This window comes from Rhodococcus sp. HM1, assembly GCF_023218075.1.
Classification (GTDB): domain Bacteria; phylum Actinomycetota; class Actinomycetes; order Mycobacteriales; family Mycobacteriaceae; genus Rhodococcus.
Genome location: NZ_JALPTB010000024.1, coordinates 1 through 20,361, shown reverse-complemented (window position 1 = coordinate 20,361; position 20,361 = coordinate 1). Strand labels below are relative to the sequence as shown.

The following is a 20,361-nucleotide window of genomic DNA, read 5'->3' as shown; positions in this document are numbered from 1 at the left end:
TTCGGACCGGGGCGCATTCCTACGCGAGAGGGGATGCGGGAAAAGGACAATCGCCGCATACCCCACCGGACGGGGTGCGGTAGAACAGGCAGCAACTGCGGCGGCGACCCGATTCCGGATCCAGCGCGGCCCCGAGCCGCGGATCGCAGAACAGCGGGGCGGTGATCGCATCGGCTTCCGCATCGAGAACCTCACCGGTGCCGCGCAGAGCGGATGCGGCATTGCCCCACAACAGTCCCGGGGCGACGATGTCTCTCCACGCGTCGATCAACGGCGCGAGCTGACCGTCGAGGACCTCCAACTCTGCCGGTCCGCCGAAACGCGGTTGCCGGATATGCAGGCGGAAGGATCCGGATTCGTTGCACCACAACAGTTCCTGGTCGCCGAGGCTCACGCAGCGACCTGCGACGACGACCGAGCCGACCGCGACCGACCAGAGCCGTGCCGCATATCCGAAGAACACGGTCGACGCGGCGACACGAGTTTCGGTCACGCCCATCCGTTCGGCGGTGGACGCGACGAGGTCGTCGCGGACGGCAGGGTCACGCAGCGTCGCCGTCGGCTGCCAGGTTCCGTCGGGCACCGGTCCGGTACCCACTGTGAAGTAGGAACCGTGGTCGGCGAGCCTGTCGAGTGTCGTGGTTGCGTCCAGGTCAGGCATGTCCGATCTCCGCGTCGATGTCGGACGCCATTCTGCCGGACGCCCTGAAGGCGGTGGACGCGGCGACCGTGTGTCACACGTCGAAGAGACGGAACTGCGCTTGCTGGGCGCGTGCATCCGTGTCCTCGCGGTATCGCTCGGCCATGGCCTGCGCGAGCGATACGTCGCAACCGAGTTCCTCGGCCACCGCGGTCCAGTCGTGCCCTGCCTGACTGAGCTGCCACGCCAGCTCGTGCAACTGTTCGTCCATCTCCATCTCGCTGCCCCTCGCAGGTCCGGATGTGTGGTGCGCTTCCGGTACGGTAGCCCGCGCGGAACCGTTCCGGGCGGTAACATGCCGACGCAAGCTCACCGAAGTGCGTCCGAGGCTGTGCGCCTGCGGGTTACGATGCTGACACCCATCCACTCTTCCGAGGTGATCGGAGCCGGCATGAGCAAGCTCGAGAACTCACTGTCCGAGGACGAATACGTTCTGGTTCGGGAAACCAAGAAGTCGCAGATGGCGGATCTCGACGAGGACGCCCTGATCGACCTGCACAGCCGGGTTCGCCGGGCTCGCAACAAGTACGTGAAGTTGTACCGCCGGGCCGGAGCCGAGAAGGTGGACAAGAAGAAGTCCCGGGCGACGGGCCGGTCGGCGAACCAGCGCAACGCCGATAAGGCTGAGGTGTTCGAGGACGCGCTGGCCCGGGTGAGCCGACGGCTCGGCGCGGTGGCCCGGCAGTCCGCCGAAGCACTCAAGCAGGAGCGGCTGGCCCTCTCCCGGGTCGACTCCCCGGTCGCCGGCGACGGCGTCGCGGGCCAGGGCAAGGTGAAGTCCTCGGGGAAGATTCGTGTCGATTCGACGCGGGAGTCGTCCGGCCGCAAGAAGTACGAGGCATCGAGCATCGCTGCCGGTGCCCGTCGGCAGGCCAAGAAGGACAAGAAGAAGAGCTGACGGTTCCGGCTACTCGAACGCCGCGGCGAAACCGATGATCACACAGACGATCACGAAGTCGATCGCCAGCAGTGGCCAGAGGAAGCGGAGATAGCGGTCGTACCCGACCTTCGCCATCGCGAGTCCACCGACGACGACGACATTGGTCGGAGCGACCAACAGCATCAGGCCGTGACCCATCTGGAAAGCGGTGATGACCAGATCCCTTCCGACACCGGCGAAATCACCGAGCGGGGCGAGCAGCGGCATCGCCAGCGTCGCATGCCCCGACGAGGACGGGATCAGGAACGCCAGCGGAACGTTCACGACCGTCACGAGAATCGCGAACACGGCCGAGGACGCGCCACTGACCAACTGCTCCATTGCATTCAGGACGGTGTCCAGGGTTTCGGTGTTGTTCAGGATCACCGAGACCCCGCGGGCGAGCATGATGACGATCGCGGGTCCGACCATGTCTCCGGCGCCCTGGGTGATCAGAGAGACGGTCTTCTTCTCCCCCATGCGGGCGACGAGACCGACGAGCAGCGCTGCGAACACGAACAGCATCGCCAGTTCCGGGAACCACCAGTTCAGTTCGAACCAGTAGGGATCCGTTGCGGTTTCGTGGTACTGCTCGTATTCGGCGGGCCCGGGATCCGCGCCGAAGATCGCCGACCACGGGATCACCGCGAAGATCATCAACCCGAACGTGAAGACGGTGATCGCGAGCACCGATTTCTGTACGCCCGAAAGCTTCTCGTCGGGTGGCGGTTCGTTCTCTGCGGCACCGGGATCGATGTCGGTGACGGAGTCTGTTTCGGAGTCGAATCCGACGAGCGAGCGGGACGGATCACGCTGGACGCGGCGCGCGTAGCGCACGACGAACACGACGGCCACGGCGGTGAGCACGACCCACAGCAGCACGCGCAGGACGATGCCGTCACCGATCGACACTCCCGCCTCCCCGGACGCGACACCGATCGAGAACGGATTGACCGTCGAGGCCATCGTTCCGGTCAGGGCACCCACGATGATCGTTGCGGCAGCGACCATCCGGTCGTATCCGAGGGCCAGCATCAACGGCACGATGAGGGCATAGAAGCCGAAGGTCTCGACGGAGAACCCCATCGTGGAACCCAGCAACGAGAACAACGTCATGATGACGGCGATGAGCAGCCATCCCCGATCCCCGAGTCGCGCACCGAGTCCACTCACCGCGACCTCGAGGCTGCGCGTGGCGAAGCTGACCGAGATGAACGCGCCGAGCGCCATGATGAACAGCACCACCCCGACCGAACCGAAGAGCCGGCCGAGGTTGTCGGGATCGACGAATCCGCTTATCGGATCCTGTATTCCGTAGAGCCCGTTGATGGGGGAGAGGATCAGCTCGCGCACCCGCTCGCCGAACGTCAATGGCGAGTCGATCTGCTCGAACGAACCGGGTATCGGTGCGCCGTCTTCGTCCGTCGCGAAGCGGCCGGACGGGATCACCAGGGCGGCCAGCCACACCACGACGGTGACGAGCGCGAGCACCGTGATCGAGCCCGGGAACTCGAACTTCTTCTTCGCGGGTGCGGCGGATTCGGTGTCGGTGCTCATGGCTGCTCCCGGTAGCGGCGGGCGAACTCCTCGAAGAACAAGGCCTTCGCGACGACGGCTTTTTCGAGTTCGTCGATCAGAACGCGTTCGTTGGGACCGTGGATGTTGGCGTAGCCGTCGGTCGCTCCGAAGAGGAGTTTCTCGGCGCGCGGCACGGCTTCGTGCAGGGCCATGACGAGGGGGATAGAACCTCCGCCGGCCAGCAGTCCCGCGGAGGTTCCCCAGGCCTTCTCCAGGGCGCTGATCGACGCGTCGAACGCGGGTCCACCGGTTCCGGCCGCGAAGCCGTTGCCGGTCTCCCCGGCGGTGACCACGAGTCTCTGTCCGAGTGGGCGCAGCGCTTCGAGATGCCGGATCAGTGCGTCCTGCGCCTCCTCCGCGTCCTGCTCGGGGTGCACACGGAGGTTCAACGATGCGCGTGCCGATCCGGCCACCGCGTTGACGGCGCCGTCGACCGAGGGCGCGTCGAATCCGGTGACGGTGATCGCGGGGCCCGACCAGATCCGTTCGCCGAGTCCGCCCGTACCGAGAAGGGGACGGCCCTCGAGTACCTCGGCGAGATCGCGGAACTCCTCGTCCGTGTACGACACGCCCGTCCACTCCTCGCGCCGGAGACCGTCGACCGCGACGTTGCCGTCCTCGTCGTGCAGCGTGGCGAGTGCGTGGATCAGCGCGAGGCGCGCGTCGGGTGCGGCGCCGCCATACAGGCCGCTGTGCTTGTCGGCGGCGAGGGTCTCGATCGCGACGGTCACGGACGCAGATCCGCGCAGTGCCACGGTCAGCGTCGGGGATCCGGGGCGGACGCTGCCGACGTCGGCGATCACCATGGCGTCGGATTCGAACACTTCCGGCGCCTGCACGGGATAGAAGTCGAACGGGCTGCCCACCTCCTCCTGACCTTCGAGGACGATGCGCAGTGTCACCGGCGGCTTGCCGTCGTAGATGCGGAGTGCGCCGATGATTCCGATGATGTTGGCCTTCGAGTCTGCGGTACCGCGACCGTAGATCGCGCCGTCCCGCTCCTCCGGCTCGAACGGCGGGCTCTCCCACAGATCGGTGTCGTCGGCGGGAACGACGTCGTAGTGCGTGTACAGCAGGACCGTCGGTGCGCCTTCCGGGCCGGGGACGGTCGCGACGATCACCGGCGCCGTCTTGCCCTCGATCACCAGGTCGTCGATCTGTTCGACGCCTGCGTCCCGCAACAGCCGAACGACCAGATCGTGCGCCTCGAAGAGCGGTTCCGGTGGATAACCGGCGGCGGAGATCGACGGAATCCGTACCAGCCGGCACAGATCGGAGACCAGTTCGGGCATGAGTCTCGCCGCAGCATCCTCGACGGGCTCGGATATCCGATTGCGTGAATCAGACATGCCTACCTCGATCCGTGTAGGAAATGTGCGACCCACCGGAGTATGGCACCGAACCCGTTGCCGATCCGGCATTTTGGGCGCGGTGGCCACCACCAGCCTCTAGATTCACCCTTTGTGAAATGTCATAGGACCGAACGCAATCGCGGTGCGCTCGAGGTGTGGTGGATCTGTGAACACCCGTGAGCACATTATCGCCGAACGTGCCGAACTCGTGGATCTGCTCCGCTCGCTGACACCGGAACAGTGGGCGACGCCGTCGCTCTGCGAGGGGTGGTCCGTGCGGGACGTCGCCGGCCACCTGTCGATCGACGGTGTGCCGTTCCACCGTTATTTCCTCGCCGGCCTGCGCAATCCGTCCGCCGACCGCCTCAACCGACACTACGTCGAGGCAGCACGCAACGTACCCGTCGATCGCCTCGTCGACGGGTTGGCGACGTCGATCTCCGGAAGCTGGTTTCCCCGTTGGTTCCCGCGGCTGACCCTCGCCGATCATCTTGTGCACCAACAGGACATCCGGCGCCCCCTGGGGATTCCCCGGGCCATCGACGCCGATCGTCTTCGCCTGGTCCTCGACCGTCCGGATCCGTTCGCCCGCCCCTCCCGCTATATCCGCGGGCTGCGTCTCGTCGCCACCGACATTGCGTGGGAGCGGGGCGATGGCCCGATCGTGCGAGCCACCGGCGAAGCACTCGCGTTGGCGATGGTCGGCCGGCCCGCCGTGCTGGACGAACTCGAGGGTCCCGGCCTGGACTTGTTGCGTTCGCGCATAGAACGAGCCTGACCTGCGCCGACAGCGCCTGTGACGATCGCGGGTGCGGGCGGCCGGCACACGGTTTCTATTGTGTCGGCATGACGATTCGCCCCGATCTCCTGGACGTACTCGCACGCCGAGCCCTCACCGAGGACTCGGCGCGGCCCGACGCCGTCGAGAAACTGCACGCTCGCGGCGGGACCACCGCCCGAGAACACATCGCGCGCATCGTCGATCCGGGCAGCTTCGTCGAGTACGGCCGCTTCGTCACCGCGGCGCAGGAAGCGCGCCGCAGCATGGACGAACTGCTCGACCGCACGGTCGCGGACGGCATCGTCGGGGGAGTGGCCACGATCGACGGACGGCCGTGCGCGGTCCTGTCCTACGACTATCTCGTCATGGCGGGAACCCAGGGGATGCGCGGGCACCGCAAGACCGATCGCCTCATCGAGGTCATCGGCCGACTCCGCCTGCCCACCGTGTTCGTCGCCTCCGGCGGTGGCGGGCGCCCCGGCGATACGGATCTGCCGCTGGTGTCGGCTCTGGACGTGACCACGTTCGCCGAGTGGGCGGCGCTGTCGGGTCGGGTACCGCGGATCGCCGTCGTCGACGACAACTGCTTCGCCGGGAACGCCGTCATCGCCGGTTGCGCCGACCTCATAGTCGCAACACCGCGTGCGTCGCTGGGCATGGGCGGTCCGGCGATGATCTCCGGCGGTGGGCTGGGCGACGTCGCCGCCGCCGACATCGGGCCGCTCGACGTGATGATCGAGAACGGGGTCGTCGACGTCGCGGTGGACGACTCCGAGGACGCGGCGGAAATGGCGTGCCACCTGCTCGGCTACTTCCTCGGAAGGTCCGAGACATGGTCCGCAGCAGATCAATCCGTTCTCCGGGATCTCGTCCCCGAGCACGAACGCACGACCTTCGACGTCGCGCCCGTCGTCGAGACCCTGTGCGACGAGGAGTCCGTCACCGTGCTGCGGCCCGGCTTCGCACCCGAGCTGTACACCGCCCTGGGACGGATCGAGGGCCGCACGGTCGGGATCCTCGCGAACGATTCCCGCCACACGGCCGGGGCGATCACCTCCGACGGCAGCGACAAGGCCGCCCGGTTCCTGCAGTTGTGCGACGCATACGGATTCCCGGTGATCTCGCTCGTCGACACCCCGGGCATCATGGTCGGCCCGGACGCGGAACGGACCGGGCTGGTTCGGCACGCGTCACGGCTGCTCGTCGCCGCGGCCCGGATCCAGGTGCCATTCATCGGTGTGATCCTCAGGCGCGCTTACGGACTCGGTGCCCAGGCGATGCTGGCGGGCAGCACCCACTCGCCGTTGATGACGATCGCGTGGCCCGGAGCAACGATGGGCGCGATGGGACTCGAAGGCGCCGTGCGACTGTCGATGCGCGCCGAACTCGAGGCGATCACCGACGACGACGAACGCGAGGAACGGGTCCGGCAACTGACCGAGATGCTGCGAGCCAACTCCACCGGCCTGAACGCGGCCCGGTACTTCGAGATCGACGACGTGATCGACCCTGCCGAAACCCGCTCTCTCATAGCTCATCTGGTGGAGGCTGCGGCCGCCGGCGGGGAGATCTCGGGAAGCGGTGGTGCCGTAGATACCTGGTGAACCCCGGTGTGCCTTTGTGGCGGCCCTGACCGCCACAAAGGCACACCGGCGGCGAAGCCGCACCTACGGGTAGTTGGGGTTGTTGAACGTCGGGATCTCGATGCTGATCGTCTGCAACTCCGACATGTACAACAACACGAACTGGCGCAGCAGTTCGTCGAACGCCCAGTAGGCGTCCGGTGCGAGCGGCAACGGCAGCAGGCCTTCGCGCACCGCGATGAACGGCCGCCACCCGACGTTCAGCAGCGTGCCCCAGACCGGCTCGGGAGGGATCTTCAGCCAGTCGGCGATCCGGTCGCCGAGCACGTAGCGGGTCAGTGCCCCCAGGATCGGCCGGGTCAGCAACGTGAAGTCCAGTCCCGCACCGAGATCGAGGAGCATGTCGGCGAGCTTCAGCCCCTCCGGGGTCGGCGCCAGGATCGGATCGAGCACCTGCGTCGCCTGGGCTTCGGCGTCTGCCCACGTCGCGGGAATGTACTGGTCCTGGACACCGAGCATGTGCGCGCTGACCTGCCACGAATGCAGGAACGCCTCGCTCTCGTCCGCGGCGACCGGCACCTGCCAGTTCTTCAGCACGCGCATCACCGAGGTCGGGAGGCTGTGCCAGGTGACCATGATGTCGTGCTGACTGATGGGATATTCCTCGGGCGCCACGTCGATCCAGTGCGACGACTGCGGCAGCAGGTGCCGCACCCCGGCGTGCGCGAGACGTGTTTTCAGGCCCGTCACGATCATCTCGCCGTCGGGCAGATAGGCGTTGCGCGAACCGATGTCGTAGCCGAGTTTCGCCGTCCGCGAGATGCGGCGCTTCATGTTGGCGCCGCCCTTGGAGTAGTAGACGGCGACCGATTCCTTCGGGATGACGGTGCTCATCATGCCGCTCGCGAAGCCGTAGAGGACACCGAGATAGAGCCCGCGCTTGTCGTTGAATTTCACTGCAGTGGCGAGCTTTCCGACATCCGCCCATTCCGGGAGCTGTCGATGCCGCTCGAGAAAGGCGTGCAGGTCGGCAGGCAGCCCGGCGGGGAGCGGCTGCCCGTTCTTCTTCCACCCGCGCAACAGGTCGTTGACCAAGGGGACCTCACCGCGCTCGAACAGCGACGCGACCAGCGTGTCCGCCTCCTCATCCCACACCAGGTGAGGATCCGCTCCGTCGCCGGTACCGGGTATCGACCCGGCCGGCGACCATCTCCACGGACGAGCCTGCGCCGGGGTCGCCGCCGCGACCGCCCCGAGCGCCGCGAGCGCCCCTCCGGCTTTCAGAACGTTCCGTCTGCTCAAATCGGACATCCGCAGCCCCCATTGGCTTCGATGTGGCAATGTAACAGCAGCAGTTACCCTGTATCAGGAGAGCACATCGCCACGATCCTCACGGAAGATTCCCGGAATCCGTCCCGAAGCGTCACCCTGTAACAGGGTCATCACAGGAGGTAGCCGTGGAATCAAGATCGTCGACCAGGTCGGGATTGTTCAGATCGACGTCGCTTCTCGAACGCGCGTACAGCGACGCCGTCGAGCCGGCGGACGACCCCGACACGACCCGAACCCGTCTGCTCGATGCGGCATACGACCAGTTCTGCCGGATGGGCATTCAGCGGTCGACGATGGAGGATGTCGCCAAGCGCGCCAACCTTTCCCGCATCACGATCTACCGCAAGTTCGACACCAAGGAGGCCCTGGTCGACCAGGTGATCCTGCGGGAGTTCAGCCGGTATTTCACCCGGTTCATCGAAGAGGTCGCCGGCGCCCCCACGGTCGCCGACCGTGTGATCCTCGGCTTCGTGAGCTCACTGCGGACGATCCGCACCAATCCGCTCGTCACCGCGCTGATCGAAACCGACCCCACCTCGTTCGCCGGATCCATCATCGGTGCGAACGGCGAAATGCTCTCGGCAGTACAGATATTCGTTGCCGGGCAGCTTCGACGCGAGCAGGCGTCCGGCACCGTCGCCGCGGAACTCGACGTCGACCTGGTCGCGGAGATGATGGTCCGGATCACCGGCTCGTTCCTCGCTTTTCCCAGTCGCATCGTCGATCTCGACGACGACGCCGAACTGACGGCGATCGCACGCCGATTCCTGGTGCCCATGCTGCAGGTGCCGCAACAGGAAGCCGGCTGAGTCACCCACCGAAGCAAGGATGTTCCCACCCCGCCGTCGTCGGAAGGCCCAACCGTGCACCACACGCTCGACGAACTGGGTTACTACCTGCTGGCCGGGGCGGGCGGCGACGGGCCGAGAACTCTGGTCGAGGAGGCCCGCCGCGGGGAGAAACTCGGCTTCGGCACCGCGTTCATCTCCGAACGGTGGAACATCAAGGAGGCCTCGTCGCTGACCGGGGCGGCGTGCGCGGTCACCGAGCGCATGCGCATCGCCACCGCGGCGACCAACCACAACACCCGGCACCCGCTCATCACCGCCTCGTGGGCCACCACGATGCACCGCCTCTCCGGTGGCCGGTTCACCCTCGGGATCGGCCGCGGCATCGCCGCTCTGTACTCCGCGTTCGGTGTGCCCGAGGTGACCACCGCGCAGATGGAGGACTTCGCGCAGGTCATGCGCAGGCTGTGGCGCGGCGAGGTCGTCGTCGGACATTCCGGTCCGATCGGTGAATACCCGCTGCTGTTCCTCGATCCCGATTTCGACGAGGACATCCGCCTCGCCCTGGTGGCGTTCGGGCCACGCTCACTCGCGCTGGGAGGACGGGCGTTCGACGACGTCGTCCTGCACACCTACTTCACACCCGAGACCCTGCAACGGTCGGTGGCAATCGTGAAGAAGGCCGCCGAAGAGGCGGGCCGCGACCCCGACGACGTCCGGGTGTGGTCGTGCCTCGCGACCGTCGGCGACCACCTGCCCGAGGAACTGCGGTTGAAGAAGTCGGTGGCGCGGCTCGCGACGTACCTGCAGGGTTACGGCGATCTGCTGGTGCGGACGAACAACTGGGATCCCGCTGTGCTGCAACGCTTCCGAAGCGACCCGGTGCTTCTCTCGATTCCGGGTGGGATCGACCACAAGGCGTCGGCCGACCAGATCGAGCACATCGCGACGCTGCTTCCCGACGAATGGCTCGAACCCGCGGCCACCGGATCCGCCGGGCAGTGCGCACAGCGGATCCGACGCGAGTTCGACTACGGCGCCGACGCGGTGATCCTGCACGGTTGCACACCCGACGAACTGGAGCCGATCGTCACCGCCTATCGCGCGAGGTGATCCGGGCACGGTCGTCCGAACGCACGACGACGCCGACCACCGACCCCTGATACCGTCCACGCGGATCAGGGGAGGAGCACACATGCACCGGCGGCCGCGAGCGACACGGTTCGGTACGATCGCCGTTGCCGCGGTCGCGATCGCCGGGCTCGCGACCGGTCCCGCCGCTGCGTCCCCGCCGGAACAAGGTACGTGTCCGCACACGATCGTCTTCGGTGTCGACGGCACCCTCAAGGTCGGCAAGCCCACATCGACGGTCCATCCGATCCTCGAGGGCCTGGCCGAACGCGGGGCACGCACCGTGCGGATCGACTATCCGGGGGAGATCAGTCCGCTCGGGAGCCACACGTACGACCGGTCCAAGGAGATCGGAGTCCGTGAACTGCACCGGCAGATCACCCTCGCCCACGCCGAGTGCCCCGGGGCGGCGTATCGCGTCGTCGGCTTCTCCCAGGGTGCCGCGATCGCCGGTGACGTCCTCGCCGATCTCACGCAGGACCTGGACCGCCCGGCCGATCTCGCCGGGGTGGTGATCGCCGACCCGCGTACCCCCGGCACCGGCGCGGAGGTCGTCGCGCCCGGTGCTCTTCCGGGGATCTCGTTCACGGGTGAGCGTGCTGGGTTCGGGACCGTTCCGGTCGCCACGGTTTGCGCCCTGGGCGACGCCGTCTGCGACATGGTCGACCCGCGCGCGGACTCCAGTGAAGCCGCGCGCCGCGTCGAGCGCTACTTCGCGATTCATCAGCACTATGTGGAACTGACCGTCGGCGACCGTCCGTTCGTCGACGCGATGATCGATCTTGTCGAGCATCCGCGGACCGCAGTGGTCCGGATCGGCTGACCGCGGCTCGTTGGTGTCCGTCACCGCGAATTCGGTACCGTTCGAGAGGACTCGCAACAGTGTGTGTCGCGTTCGGCTCGGCACAGCCGAAAGAGGGAGGTTCCCGTGGCTGGTGGTCTCGTCGCCCTGCTGGACGACGTCGCGCTGATTGCGAAGGCAGCTGCAGCATCCATCGACGACATAGGTGCAGCCGCCGGTAAGGCCAGCGTGAAGGCGGCGGGTGTGGTCGTCGACGACACGGCCGTCACCCCGCGCTACGTGCACGGGTTCACCCCCGACCGCGAGCTGCCGATCATCCGCAAGATCGCGATCGGATCGATCCGGAACAAACTGCTGATCATCCTGCCGGTCGCGATGATCCTCAGTGAGTTCCTGCCGCAGGCGCTGCCGTACCTGCTGATCGCCGGCGGCCTGTTCCTCTGCTACGAGGGCGCCGAGAAGGTCTACGAAGCGCTCACCGGCGGGCACCACGAGGAAGAGGGCGCCACCGCGGCCGAGAAGGGGCCCGCGTTCGAGAAGACGATGGTCAGCGGTGCGATCCGCACCGACCTGATCCTGTCCGCCGAGATCATGGTGATCTCCCTGTCGTCGGTCGAGAACGAACCGTTCCTCACCCGGCTGCTGGTGCTCATCGTCGTCGCCATCCTCATCACCGCCCTGGTGTACGGCGTGGTCGCGTTGATCGTGAAGATGGACGACGTGGGCCTGGCGCTCGCCGGACGCGAATCGAAGTTCAGCCAGAAGATCGGCCGCGGTCTCGTCGCCGCGATGCCCAAGGTGATGTCGGTGCTGACCGTCGTCGGTATCGCCGCGATGCTGTGGGTCGGTGGCCACATCCTGATTGTCAATGTCGGCGAGGCCGGGTTCCATTGGCCGGCCGATCGGCTCCACGATCTCGAGCACTGGTTCGGTGAGCTCGTGCACGGCGGGTTCGGTGGTGTCCTGTCGTGGACCGCGGGCACGGTGGCATCGGCCCTCGTCGGCCTCGTCCTCGGCGCGCTGGTCGTGCTGATCATGCACCTGATTCCGAAGCGCAAGAAGCACGCGCACGAGGTCCACTGAGGCGGTAGACAGCCGCGCGCTGCCGTCCGCGCGCCGCTGTCTTCTCGCTCGGCGGATCCGGTTCGCTACGCCCCTGCCCGGCCGATCCCGCGCACCGCGTCGGCGAACGCTCTCATCAGTTCCGGGTCCTTGACGCCGCGGCTCGACTCGATGCCGCTGGACACATCCACACCCCACGCACCCGACGTCTCGACCGCGCGGGCCACATTGCCCGGGTTCAGCCCGCCGGCGAGAATCCACCGGCCCTGCGGCAGTCCGCTGCGATCCTGCCAGTCCCACGTGACCCCGGCACCGGCGACCGCACCGTCGACCAGCAGGAGGTCGGCGCCGAAGTCCTCGTCGAGTGCCTCGGCACCGCCGGTGTTCACGGCGCGGATCACCGTCAGCCCGGCGTCGTGCAGCATCCGCACGTCGTCCGCGGACCGCAGGTCGTGCACCTGAACATGATCGATGTTCGCGGCTTTCGCGGTCGCGACGACCTCGTCGAGCGGCATCTTCACGTACACCCCGACCGCGAGGACTCCCGCGGGAACCCGCGATCGCAGTTGCGCCGCCTGCTCGACGGACACGCGGCGCGGGCTCTCGGCGAAAACGAAGCCGACTGCGTCGACCCCGAGTCCGACGGCCAGCTCCACCGTCGCCTCGTCGCGCAACCCACACATCTTGATGAACGTCACCGCATGCCTCTCGTCCTCGCGTGCCTTCTCATCGACGATATTGCAGGTGCCGGTCTCCGGCGAACACGATCCGCTTCGGGAGGAACCACCCCCCGCGTGGGGGGTATCGGGACCACGCCCGGGGGCGCACGCTGAATCACACCAGCACCGAAGCGCCGAGCGACCGGGAGGAAATCCTTATGCATCGAATCATCCACGCCGATGCACTGTTCCGGCTCGGACCCGAACAGACCTGGGACCTCGTCTTCGGCAACCGGCTACAGCGGTTCGTGGAGTTGTCCCCCTCCATCGTCGCGGTCGAAGACTACGAGATGCGCGCGAACGGGACGCCGAGGTACACGATCGCGTTCCGCGTCGGTCCCATCACGATCCGCAGGATCTCCGACTATTCCGTCTACGATCGACCGAACAGAACCGTCAACGCCGTGCTGGGCGGTCCCTTCGGGGGCACATACGAGACGGTCTTCGGTCCCGAAGGACCGGACACCCGACTGTCGTACCGCTGGCGAATCGAACCCAACACACCTGCGGCGCGAGTTCTGCTGCCGGTGCTCGCACCGTTGCTCGCCCGCGCGCTCCGCAGGGACCTCCGCGCAATCGCGAGCGCCGCCCGGGGTACACCGAGGGGCGAGAAACGCTCCACTGCTCGATGACCGAACTGCACGTCACCGCGGCGACCTTCTGAAGGATGGAGTGCCCTATCCCGCGGCCTTGCGCACGAGTTCCCGCAGACGATGCTCGATCTCGTCGTTCACCTCGAGCACCGCGAAAGCCGTGGGCCAGAACGATCCGTCGTCGAGGAGAGCATCCTCGTTGAAACCGACCGTTCCGTACCGGGTGTCGAACTTCGATGCAGGTTGATAGAAGACGACGACCTTGCCGTCGCGGGCATAGGAGGGGAAGCCGTACCAGGTCTTCGGGTCGAGGTGGGGAGCCTCCTCGGTCACGATCGCGTGGAGACGCTCGGCGATCTGCTTGTCGGCGCCGGTCAGCGCGGCGATCGCGTCGAGGCACGCCTGCGCCTCACGCTCCCGTTTCGCGGCGCCCTTGCCGCTCCGTCCCTGCTCGCGGAGTTCGGCAGCGCGCTGCTTCATCGCGGCGCGCTCTGCGTCGGTGAAGCCCGTTTCGTCACCGGTATTCGACGCCATCGGTTCCATCCCTTCGTAGGTCCGTAAGGCGGAAATTATCAGCAACGACCCGCAATCGATCCGCTTCTCGAGTATCTGCGGGTACAACGTACGCCCGCTTGCGCCGAGCGGCTGCGATCCTCTGTCGAACACGGCCGGAGCGACCCATTGCCTCCCCGAATTCCGCGCCGTATATTCGGCGTGGAATATTCGCTGCGGAAGCGTTGCCGGACCATATGGAGTGCGTGCGGCAGAGCCGAGGGGAGGCCACACGATGTGCGCGCAGGCGGATCCCACGTTGACGCCGATGGCCATCGCGGTCCTGGCGCTGCTGGAGGAACGTCCGATGCATCCCTATGAGATGTATGTATTGCTGCTCCAACGTCGCGAAGAGAACCTGGTCAAACTCCGAGCAGGCTCGCTCTATCACACGGTGTCCCGCCTTGCGGAGCGAAACCTGGTGCAGGAATTAGGAATCGAGCGGGCAGGGAACAGGCCCGAGCGAACCACGTACCGGATCACCCCGGCGGGTGCGGAGGCAATGCGGACCCGCATCGCCGAGATTCTCCGACTGCCCGTTCGCGAGTACCCGATCTTCCCTCTCGGTCTGGGCGAAGCGCACAACCTGCCCGCCGACGAGGTGATCGCCCTACTCGGTGAGCGCATCACCCGGCTCCGCGACAACCTCGAGGAACTCGACGTGATCCGCGAATGGGTGACCTGCAACGGGGTACCCCGTCGCTACTGGATCTCCCTCGAGTATCTCCGCAGCCAGGCCGCTCACGATCTCGAGTGGCTGGAGGGACTCGTCCGGGACCTGCGCGACGGTTCGCTGCAATGGGAGGATGCCGGCGAGGCGGGGCATCGGCGTTCCGGCGGAGCCTGCGGTCTCGGTCACGACTGGGGAGCGGCACTGACCGACGAGGCCCTCGACGCACTGAGGAAGGGCGAGGCCGTCGATCACAACGGCTGACGAATGCGGAATCCGCAACGCTGCAACAAAACTCGCGTTGTTTCATCGATGGAGCGATCGTTCTTCGGACGAGGAATGGAAACCATGACACACCAACGAAATCCGTGGCTTGCGCTGACCGCGCTGGTGGTCGGGTTCTTCATGATCCTGCTGGACATGACCATCGTGGCAGTGGCCAATCCCGCGATCATGACGGACCTGCACACCGATATCAACAAGGTCATCTGGGTCACCAGCGCCTATCTGCTGACCTATGCGGTGCCACTACTGTTCACCGGCCGCCTCGGCGATCAGTTCGGCCCCAAGCGCGTCTACCTGGCCGGCCTGGTGGTGTTCACCCTCGCATCACTGTGGTGCGCAACGTCGAGCACGATCGAAATGCTGATCGCCGCCCGGGCCGTCCAAGGGTTCGGTGCCGCCCTGATGACGCCGCAGACCATGGCAGTCATCACCCGCACCTTCCCGCCGGACAGGCGTGGTGCGGCCATGGGACTGTGGGGCGGTGTCGCCGGTCTCGCCACGCTGGTCGGACCGATCCTCGGTGGCGTGCTCGTGGACTGGCAGGGCTGGAACTGGATCTTCTACATCAACGTCCCGATCGGCATCGTGGCCTTCGCTCTCGCTGCCTGGCTGGTGCCGGATCTCGAAACCCATCGACACAAGTTCGACGTTGCCGGCATTGCACTGAGCGGCATCGGAATCTTCCTGCTGGTCTTCGGAATTCAAGAGGGCAACACCCGCGATTGGGATGCCTGGACCTGGGTGATGATCGTCGTCGGGCTCGCCGTGCTGGTCCTGTTCGTGGTCAACCAAGCACGTAGCACGCGCGAACCGCTGTTGCCGCTGATCCTGTTCCGCGACCGCAACTTCTCGATGTCGAGCATCGCCATCGCAGCGATGGGTGCCGCCGTGACCTCACTCATGGTGCCCGCGTACTTCTATCTGGAAGCGGTGCGCGAATTCACGCCGACGCGAGCCGCCCTGGTCTTCGCGCCGATGGCGATCGTGACCGGCCTGACCGCACCGTTGATCGGAAAGATCTCCGACCGCATGCCGCCGCGGGTACTCCCCACCATCGGATTCGCGGTCTTCGCGATGACTGTGTTCGCCTTCTCCGCGTTGATGAAGCCCGACAGTCCGATCGTGCTCTTCCTGATCGTGGCCGGCATTGCAGGCCTGTCCAACTCGTGCATCTGGGCGCCGCTCGCATCGACGGCGACCCACAACCTGCCGATCCACCTGGCGGGTGCCGGTGCGGGTGTCTACAACACCACCCGCCAGGTCGGTTCGGTCCTGGGCAGTGCCGCGATCAGCGCGCTGATCGCATCGCGCATGGCCGCGCAGGGACTGGGCAACGCCCAGGTCGCTGAGGGCGGCGGAAGCGCGATGGGCAAGATCCCGGAACAGATTGCCGACAACTTCAGTGCGGCACTGGCACAGTCGATGCTCCTACCCGGCGCGATCCTTCTCGTCGGTGTCGTCGCGTCCGCGCTGTTCGTCGGACGCGGTTCGCAAGACCAGGATTCGGAGCCGGAGTCCGAAGCCACCGAAGCCGAGGTCGCGGGCTGAGCCGGCTTCACCGAGTACCGCGCTCCGGTTCATACATCACCCCCCGTGCCCTGTGCGCCCGGTCCGCTCGCACCGTGGTTGCGAGCTTCGATGGCCTCCACGGACTTCTTGAATTGCTTTCCCAGAACGCGTGATCCGACGACGCCGAGCACGCCCGCGAGAACCTTGCCCTTGAGGTTCTTGCCGTCACGGACCACGACCACGTCCACGTCGGTCTTACCGCTCGGCTGCGGCGTCAGGGTGTAGGTGTGGCTCGAGGCCCCGCCCCACAGATTGGAATCGGTGGTCGTCAGCACGACGTGGTGAGGGTCGCTCCAGTCGTAGTGCAGGCGTTCCCAGATTCCACTCGAGCCCTCGGTGACGTCGGCGTCGTGGGGGCCTCGGTTGTGCACCTCGAGATAGTTGTCCGCGCTGTTACCGAAGAGTTCCTTGCGACCGGGCCCGAAGTCGGTGAGACCGGCAATGAATTGCTCGGGTGTCGCGGTGGTCGTCTGGTGAAGGTGGATCGTGGTCATGGCGTGTTCCTCGATGATTGAGTGATCCGCTCCCGTCCCGGAGGCCGGGTGATGACCTGTCCAGCACACCACTGCTGAACACATCGCGAAAGAGGGTCCGAATCGCAACGCCTCGTGCCGCTCCCGACCAGGACGATCGGGAGACGGCAGGTATCGGCGTCCGGCACGGAACCGGACGCCGATACGGGTCACGTCATCTCGAAGCTGCGTCGGCAGCGCGGCCGAGATGGTGAGCGAAGAACCGCGCCGAGCTGTCGCGCTCGTAATCCGGGATGCGTCTACCGGGATAGGCGTGCAGCGCCTTCTCCTTCGAGGCGAAGGCGTCGAACAACGCGACTCCGGATGCGTTGTCGAATTCCTTCTCGTCCCACGGAATTCGGCACTCGACCGGAACGGTGACCTTCCTTGCCGCCTCGATCAGATCATCGTTCACGAAGACTTCGCCGAAGCTGAGGACAGCGATCCGGGGTTCGACCGCCGCCCACATCACCCCGGTTGCCACGCCCAGGTTCATGCCGCCGTAGCCGATCGGCGCTTCGACACCGATCTCGGGTAGTGCCTGTAGCGCGTCGAGGGTCGCCTGCCATTCCGGCACCGCACGCTCCGCCAGCGACATGTTGTACTCGGCGACGATCGGAGCGATCGGCTCGCCTTCCGTGCGCGCCCGATGGATGGCCTCGACCCACCGTTGATCCTGAGCGTTTCGTAGTCGGTCACCGTGGCCTGGCGCGTCGATGGCAGCGACGGTGAATCCATGAGCGGTCACGCCGTGGAGTGCGCCGGCCACCAGTCCCGGCGCCTTCTTGTGCATGCCGCCGGAGTGCCCGGACAGCAGCAGCGGTGCGCCTGAGGTTCCGGACGTGGGCGTCCAGAGCACACCGGTGATCTCATCCAGGGTGAATCGACGTTCGATGACACCGTTCGACGATGTCTCGGAGGTGAAGTGCATGATGCAGCCTTTCGGGGTTGCCTTGTTCAGGCGCTCCCGGCGATACCTGCATCGATCACCCGACCGCGAACACGAGTGGGAGCACCCACATGGTTGTTGCGTTCATGGGTCTCACCTCCTCGCGTGAAGTCACGGTCGGGCGCACGCTATCAATCCGAGCCGAAGCCCGTCCATTCAATTTTCTGCCCGCACACAAGGCTGAGCAGTTCCGGTCAATGAATACACCGAAGTGGTGATCGGTGCACGGATATTTCCGTACACCAACCACCACTTCAGGAGTAGATCGGCGGAGGCGCTCCGCCGGAGCGATGTCAGTGCGTAGCGACAGGCTGGTCGGCCTGCTCCACGGCAGCACCGTCCGTCAACGGGTAGACCGGGTACTCCACGCCCGAGAGGTACTGCACGGTACGCACCACCTGGCAGGAGTAGCCGAACTCGTTGTCGTACCAGACGTAGAGGATGGCGGTGTCGCCGTCGACGATCGCAGCGTTCGCGTCGACGATGCACGCCGCGCGCGATCCGATGAAGTCGCTGGACACGGCGTCGGTGGCAGCCGTGTAGTCGAGGTTCCGGCTCAGCGCACCGGTGAGCGACTCCTGGCGGAGGTGCTCGAGCACCTCTTCCTTGGTGGTCTCACGGTTCAGCTGCAGGTGCAGGATGGCGACGGACACATCCGGCGTGGGGACGCGGATCGAGTTGCCGGTGATCTTGGCCTTCAGGTCGGGCAGGGCCTTCGCAACCGCCGAAGCGGCACCGGTCTCGGTGAGCACCAGGTTGAACGGTGCGGAGCGACCGCGGCGGTCGGCCTTGTGATAGTTGTCCAGCAGGTTCTGGTCGTTGGTGAACGAGTGCACGGTCTCGACGTGGCCGCGCAGAACGCCGAACTTGTCGTCCATGGTCTTCAGCGGCGGGACGATGGCGTTGGTGGTGCAGGACGCGCACGAGACGATCTTCTCGGCCGGATCGATGCTGCGGTGGTTGACACCGTGCACGATGTTGGGCAGGTCGCCCTTGCCCGGTGCGGTGAGCACCACCTTGGCGATACCGGGGCGGAGGTGCTTCGACAGTCCGTCACGGTCGCGCCAGATCCCGGTGTTGTCGATCAGGATGGCGTTGTCGATGCCGTACTCGGTGTAGTCGACGGTCGCCGGATCGTTGCTGTAGATGAACTTGATGACGTTGCCGTTGGCGATCAGGGTGTTGTTCTCGGTGTCGACCTTGATCGTGCCGTTGAACTGCCCGTGGACCGAGTCGCGGCGCAGCAGCGAGGCGCGTTTGGTCAGGTCGTCACCGCCACCCTTGCGAACCACGACGGCGCGCAGGTTCAGGCCGTTACCCGAGCCGGCCTTCTCGATGAGCAGACGGGCGACGAGGCGACCGATTCGCCCGAACCCGTACAGGACCACGTCCTGCGGCTTCGGAGTGTGCGTCTGGCCGCCACCGACCAGGTCGGCGAGGCTCTCGGCGACGAACTCGGGGATCGATCGTCCGGCGCCCTCGGCGTGGTACGCCGTCACCAGGAGGCCGAGGTCGATCTTCGACGGCCGCAGGTCGAGGTCGGTCAGCGCCTCGAGGAACGGGAAGGTCTCCTCGACGGACAGCTCGTCGCCGCGGATCTGCCGCGCGAAACGATGGGTCCGCAGAATGTCGATGACCGACTTGTTCACGAGGGAGCGGCTGTGAAGCAAGATCGTGACCGAGTGCCGGCGGTGCAGGCCGCCGATGATCGGGATCATCGCTTCCGCAAGCGCCTCTTCGGAGTTCCAATGTGCCAATTCCGGGGTGCTCACTGCGCTCCTCTGTCCTTCCGGCTCGACTGACCCGTCCGCAGGTTGGGTGCCACCCGGACGAGACGCACGTCACTCGCCGGTCAGCGTTCTGGATCGGTGGAACAGTTCGCGACCGACGCCGATTTCGACGTGTGCAGCGCCATCATATGAGAGCGCTCTTACAGGTCGACGCCCGGTAGCCGGAAACCGACCCTCGTGGGCCTGGTCGTCTCACGGGATGACCGGGAATCTCTCCCCGGGCGTGTCCCGGAAAGCACCCTCATGCCGATCCGGGCGGCACCGGAACCTTCCCGGAAGAAGGAAACCGGTCGGTACGGAGCAGGGTCCGAAACGGGTACCCCACCCCGCCGGTCGACCGTTTCCGAACTCCCGCGCGCACGCGATCCTCGAAGAACCCGAAACGCTCCACTCACCGTGAGGCACACATGTCCGACCCACCGGCCACGCTCTCACCCGCTGCGGTGATCGAACACGCGACCCCCGCCGGCGCTCAGTCATGGGCTCCCGCGGACCGAAGACCGGTCGCCTCCGCCGTCGAAAGGACCCCTGCGGCGGCGCAGCACGGACCACCGTCCCTGTTTGATTTTCGGCACCGAGTGTCGTAACCCTGAAGAACGGTGCGCAGCTGTCTCCGTCCACTCGGACGACCTCGCTCCCACGAATCGCCCCCTGCCGGCAGTTCGTGGAACCAGGGTCGACAACTCGCCCCACC

The 20,361-nt window shown here is 66.2% G+C and carries 20 protein-coding genes; 10 read left to right on the top strand and 10 right to left on the bottom strand.

The annotated features are described in order from the left end of the window. Nucleotides 1-19: 19 nt before the first annotated feature. Nucleotides 20-661 (bottom strand): (2Fe-2S)-binding protein, encoded by a 642-nt coding sequence (locus tag M1M07_RS14315; protein ID WP_248674681.1) that lies wholly within the window; start codon nt 659-661, stop codon nt 20-22. Between the two features lie 73 nt (nt 662-734). Beyond that, a complete protein-coding gene (locus tag M1M07_RS14310; protein ID WP_197252695.1) occupies nt 735-917 on the bottom strand; it encodes a hypothetical protein in 183 nt (60 codons plus the stop codon). Nucleotides 918-1,091: 174 nt separating this feature from the next. Here M1M07_RS14310 and M1M07_RS14305 point away from each other — a divergent pair, with 174 nt between their 5' ends. Further along, nucleotides 1,092-1,598: a hypothetical protein gene (locus M1M07_RS14305; protein ID WP_197252694.1), complete on the top strand. Its 507-nt coding sequence runs from the start codon at nt 1,092-1,094 to the stop codon at nt 1,596-1,598. 9 nt (nt 1,599-1,607) lie between these two features. On the opposite strand, the gene M1M07_RS14300 is transcribed toward M1M07_RS14305, so the two are convergent. Together M1M07_RS14300 and M1M07_RS14295 are read right to left on the bottom strand one after the other, a co-directional pair. Then, complete coding sequence (locus M1M07_RS14300; protein WP_248674679.1) at nt 1,608-3,176, bottom strand: YfcC family protein; 1,569 nt, start codon at nt 3,174-3,176, stop codon at nt 1,608-1,610. Beyond that, entirely contained in the window at nt 3,173-4,546 is a 1,374-nt protein-coding gene (locus M1M07_RS14295; protein WP_248674676.1) for a M20/M25/M40 family metallo-hydrolase, read from the bottom strand. Before M1M07_RS14295 ends, M1M07_RS14300 begins: the two co-directional genes overlap by 4 nt. 169 nt (nt 4,547-4,715) lie before the next feature. On the opposite strand from M1M07_RS14295, the gene M1M07_RS14290 reads away from it, so the two are divergent. Continuing rightward, nucleotides 4,716-5,327 carry a maleylpyruvate isomerase family mycothiol-dependent enzyme gene (locus M1M07_RS14290; protein WP_248674674.1) on the top strand — a complete coding sequence of 204 codons (612 nt, stop codon included), beginning with the start codon at nt 4,716-4,718 and terminating at the stop codon, nt 5,325-5,327. Nucleotides 5,328-5,395: 68 nt separating this feature from the next. After that, the gene (locus M1M07_RS14285; RefSeq protein ID WP_248674672.1) at nt 5,396-6,934 is read left to right on the top strand and encodes an acyl-CoA carboxylase subunit beta; all 1,539 of its coding nucleotides are present in this window, start codon (nt 5,396-5,398) and stop codon (nt 6,932-6,934) included. 63 nt (nt 6,935-6,997) lie between these two features. Here the strand turns inward: M1M07_RS14285 and M1M07_RS14280 are convergent, their stop codons facing one another. Then, complete coding sequence (locus M1M07_RS14280; protein WP_197252690.1) at nt 6,998-8,224, bottom strand: oxygenase MpaB family protein; 1,227 nt, start codon at nt 8,222-8,224, stop codon at nt 6,998-7,000. Nucleotides 8,225-8,400: 176 nt separating this feature from the next. On the opposite strand from M1M07_RS14280, the gene M1M07_RS14275 reads away from it, so the two are divergent. The 4 genes from M1M07_RS14275 (at nt 8,401) to M1M07_RS14260 (ending at nt 12,049) form a co-directional block, all read left to right on the top strand. Continuing rightward, nucleotides 8,401-9,054, top strand: coding sequence for a TetR/AcrR family transcriptional regulator (locus M1M07_RS14275; RefSeq protein WP_248674670.1), 654 nt, complete (start codon nt 8,401-8,403; stop codon nt 9,052-9,054). A 54-nt stretch (nt 9,055-9,108) separates the two neighbouring features. Next, on the top strand, nt 9,109-10,146 hold the full coding sequence (locus tag M1M07_RS14270; protein ID WP_248674669.1) for a TIGR03857 family LLM class F420-dependent oxidoreductase: 1,038 nt from the start codon (nt 9,109-9,111) through the stop codon (nt 10,144-10,146). Between the two features lie 82 nt (nt 10,147-10,228). After that, on the top strand, nt 10,229-10,987 hold the full coding sequence (locus tag M1M07_RS14265) for a cutinase family protein (RefSeq protein WP_248674668.1): 759 nt from the start codon (nt 10,229-10,231) through the stop codon (nt 10,985-10,987). 105 nt (nt 10,988-11,092) lie between these two features. Then, on the top strand, nt 11,093-12,049 hold the full coding sequence (locus M1M07_RS14260) for a DUF808 domain-containing protein (RefSeq protein WP_248674666.1): 957 nt from the start codon (nt 11,093-11,095) through the stop codon (nt 12,047-12,049). Between the two features lie 65 nt (nt 12,050-12,114). On the opposite strand, the gene M1M07_RS14255 is transcribed toward M1M07_RS14260, so the two are convergent. Next, the gene (locus tag M1M07_RS14255) at nt 12,115-12,726 is read right to left on the bottom strand and encodes a phosphoribosylanthranilate isomerase (protein WP_248674664.1); all 612 of its coding nucleotides are present in this window, start codon (nt 12,724-12,726) and stop codon (nt 12,115-12,117) included. 179 nt (nt 12,727-12,905) lie between these two features. Here M1M07_RS14255 and M1M07_RS14250 point away from each other — a divergent pair, with 179 nt between their 5' ends. Beyond that, entirely contained in the window at nt 12,906-13,379 is a 474-nt protein-coding gene (locus M1M07_RS14250) for a hypothetical protein (protein WP_248674663.1), read from the top strand. 45 nt (nt 13,380-13,424) lie between these two features. Here M1M07_RS14250 and M1M07_RS14245 read toward each other — a convergent pair whose 3' ends face one another. Beyond that, nucleotides 13,425-13,874, bottom strand: a complete 450-nt coding sequence (locus M1M07_RS14245; protein ID WP_197252684.1) for an iron chaperone — start codon at nt 13,872-13,874, stop codon at nt 13,425-13,427. A 286-nt stretch (nt 13,875-14,160) separates the two neighbouring features. On the opposite strand from M1M07_RS14245, the gene M1M07_RS14240 reads away from it, so the two are divergent. Both M1M07_RS14240 and M1M07_RS14235 read left to right on the top strand, forming a co-directional pair. Next, nucleotides 14,161-14,826 carry a PadR family transcriptional regulator gene (locus M1M07_RS14240; RefSeq protein ID WP_248674662.1) on the top strand — a complete coding sequence of 222 codons (666 nt, stop codon included), beginning with the start codon at nt 14,161-14,163 and terminating at the stop codon, nt 14,824-14,826. Between the two features lie 84 nt (nt 14,827-14,910). Next, nucleotides 14,911-16,395 carry a DHA2 family efflux MFS transporter permease subunit gene (locus M1M07_RS14235; RefSeq protein ID WP_248674661.1) on the top strand — a complete coding sequence of 495 codons (1,485 nt, stop codon included), beginning with the start codon at nt 14,911-14,913 and terminating at the stop codon, nt 16,393-16,395. Nucleotides 16,396-16,424: 29 nt separating this feature from the next. Here the strand turns inward: M1M07_RS14235 and M1M07_RS14230 are convergent, their stop codons facing one another. The 3 genes from M1M07_RS14230 to M1M07_RS14220 form a co-directional block, all read right to left on the bottom strand. Continuing rightward, on the bottom strand, nt 16,425-16,910 hold the full coding sequence (locus tag M1M07_RS14230; RefSeq protein WP_248674660.1) for a hypothetical protein: 486 nt from the start codon (nt 16,908-16,910) through the stop codon (nt 16,425-16,427). A 193-nt stretch (nt 16,911-17,103) separates the two neighbouring features. Next, nucleotides 17,104-17,859 (bottom strand): alpha/beta hydrolase, encoded by a 756-nt coding sequence (locus tag M1M07_RS14225; protein ID WP_197252680.1) that lies wholly within the window; start codon nt 17,857-17,859, stop codon nt 17,104-17,106. A gap of 311 nt (nt 17,860-18,170) precedes the next feature. Further along, nucleotides 18,171-19,649: a glyceraldehyde-3-phosphate dehydrogenase gene (locus tag M1M07_RS14220; protein ID WP_197252679.1), complete on the bottom strand. Its 1,479-nt coding sequence runs from the start codon at nt 19,647-19,649 to the stop codon at nt 18,171-18,173. Nucleotides 19,650-20,361 lie beyond the last annotated feature (712 nt).

What these genes read in the sequence shown, in the direction of transcription:
- M1M07_RS14315 (WP_248674681.1), bottom strand. Translation starts at nt 661, where the DNA reads ATGCCTGACCTGGACGCAACCACGACACTCGACAGGCTCGCCGACCAC.
- M1M07_RS14310 (WP_197252695.1), bottom strand. Translation starts at nt 917, where the DNA reads ATGGAGATGGACGAACAGTTGCACGAGCTGGCGTGGCAGCTCAGTCAG.
- M1M07_RS14305 (WP_197252694.1), top strand. Translation starts at nt 1,092, where the DNA reads ATGAGCAAGCTCGAGAACTCACTGTCCGAGGACGAATACGTTCTGGTT.
- M1M07_RS14300 (WP_248674679.1), bottom strand. Translation starts at nt 3,176, where the DNA reads ATGAGCACCGACACCGAATCCGCCGCACCCGCGAAGAAGAAGTTCGAG.
- M1M07_RS14295 (WP_248674676.1), bottom strand. Translation starts at nt 4,546, where the DNA reads ATGTCTGATTCACGCAATCGGATATCCGAGCCCGTCGAGGATGCTGCG.
- M1M07_RS14285 (WP_248674672.1), top strand. Translation starts at nt 5,396, where the DNA reads ATGACGATTCGCCCCGATCTCCTGGACGTACTCGCACGCCGAGCCCTC.
- M1M07_RS14280 (WP_197252690.1), bottom strand. Translation starts at nt 8,224, where the DNA reads ATGTCCGATTTGAGCAGACGGAACGTTCTGAAAGCCGGAGGGGCGCTC.
- M1M07_RS14265 (WP_248674668.1), top strand. Translation starts at nt 10,229, where the DNA reads ATGCACCGGCGGCCGCGAGCGACACGGTTCGGTACGATCGCCGTTGCC.
- M1M07_RS14250 (WP_248674663.1), top strand. Translation starts at nt 12,906, where the DNA reads ATGCATCGAATCATCCACGCCGATGCACTGTTCCGGCTCGGACCCGAA.
- M1M07_RS14245 (WP_197252684.1), bottom strand. Translation starts at nt 13,874, where the DNA reads ATGGCGTCGAATACCGGTGACGAAACGGGCTTCACCGACGCAGAGCGC.
- M1M07_RS14240 (WP_248674662.1), top strand. Translation starts at nt 14,161, where the DNA reads ATGGCCATCGCGGTCCTGGCGCTGCTGGAGGAACGTCCGATGCATCCC.
- M1M07_RS14235 (WP_248674661.1), top strand. Translation starts at nt 14,911, where the DNA reads ATGACACACCAACGAAATCCGTGGCTTGCGCTGACCGCGCTGGTGGTC.
- M1M07_RS14230 (WP_248674660.1), bottom strand. Translation starts at nt 16,910, where the DNA reads ATGACCACGATCCACCTTCACCAGACGACCACCGCGACACCCGAGCAA.
- M1M07_RS14225 (WP_197252680.1), bottom strand. Translation starts at nt 17,859, where the DNA reads ATGCACTTCACCTCCGAGACATCGTCGAACGGTGTCATCGAACGTCGA.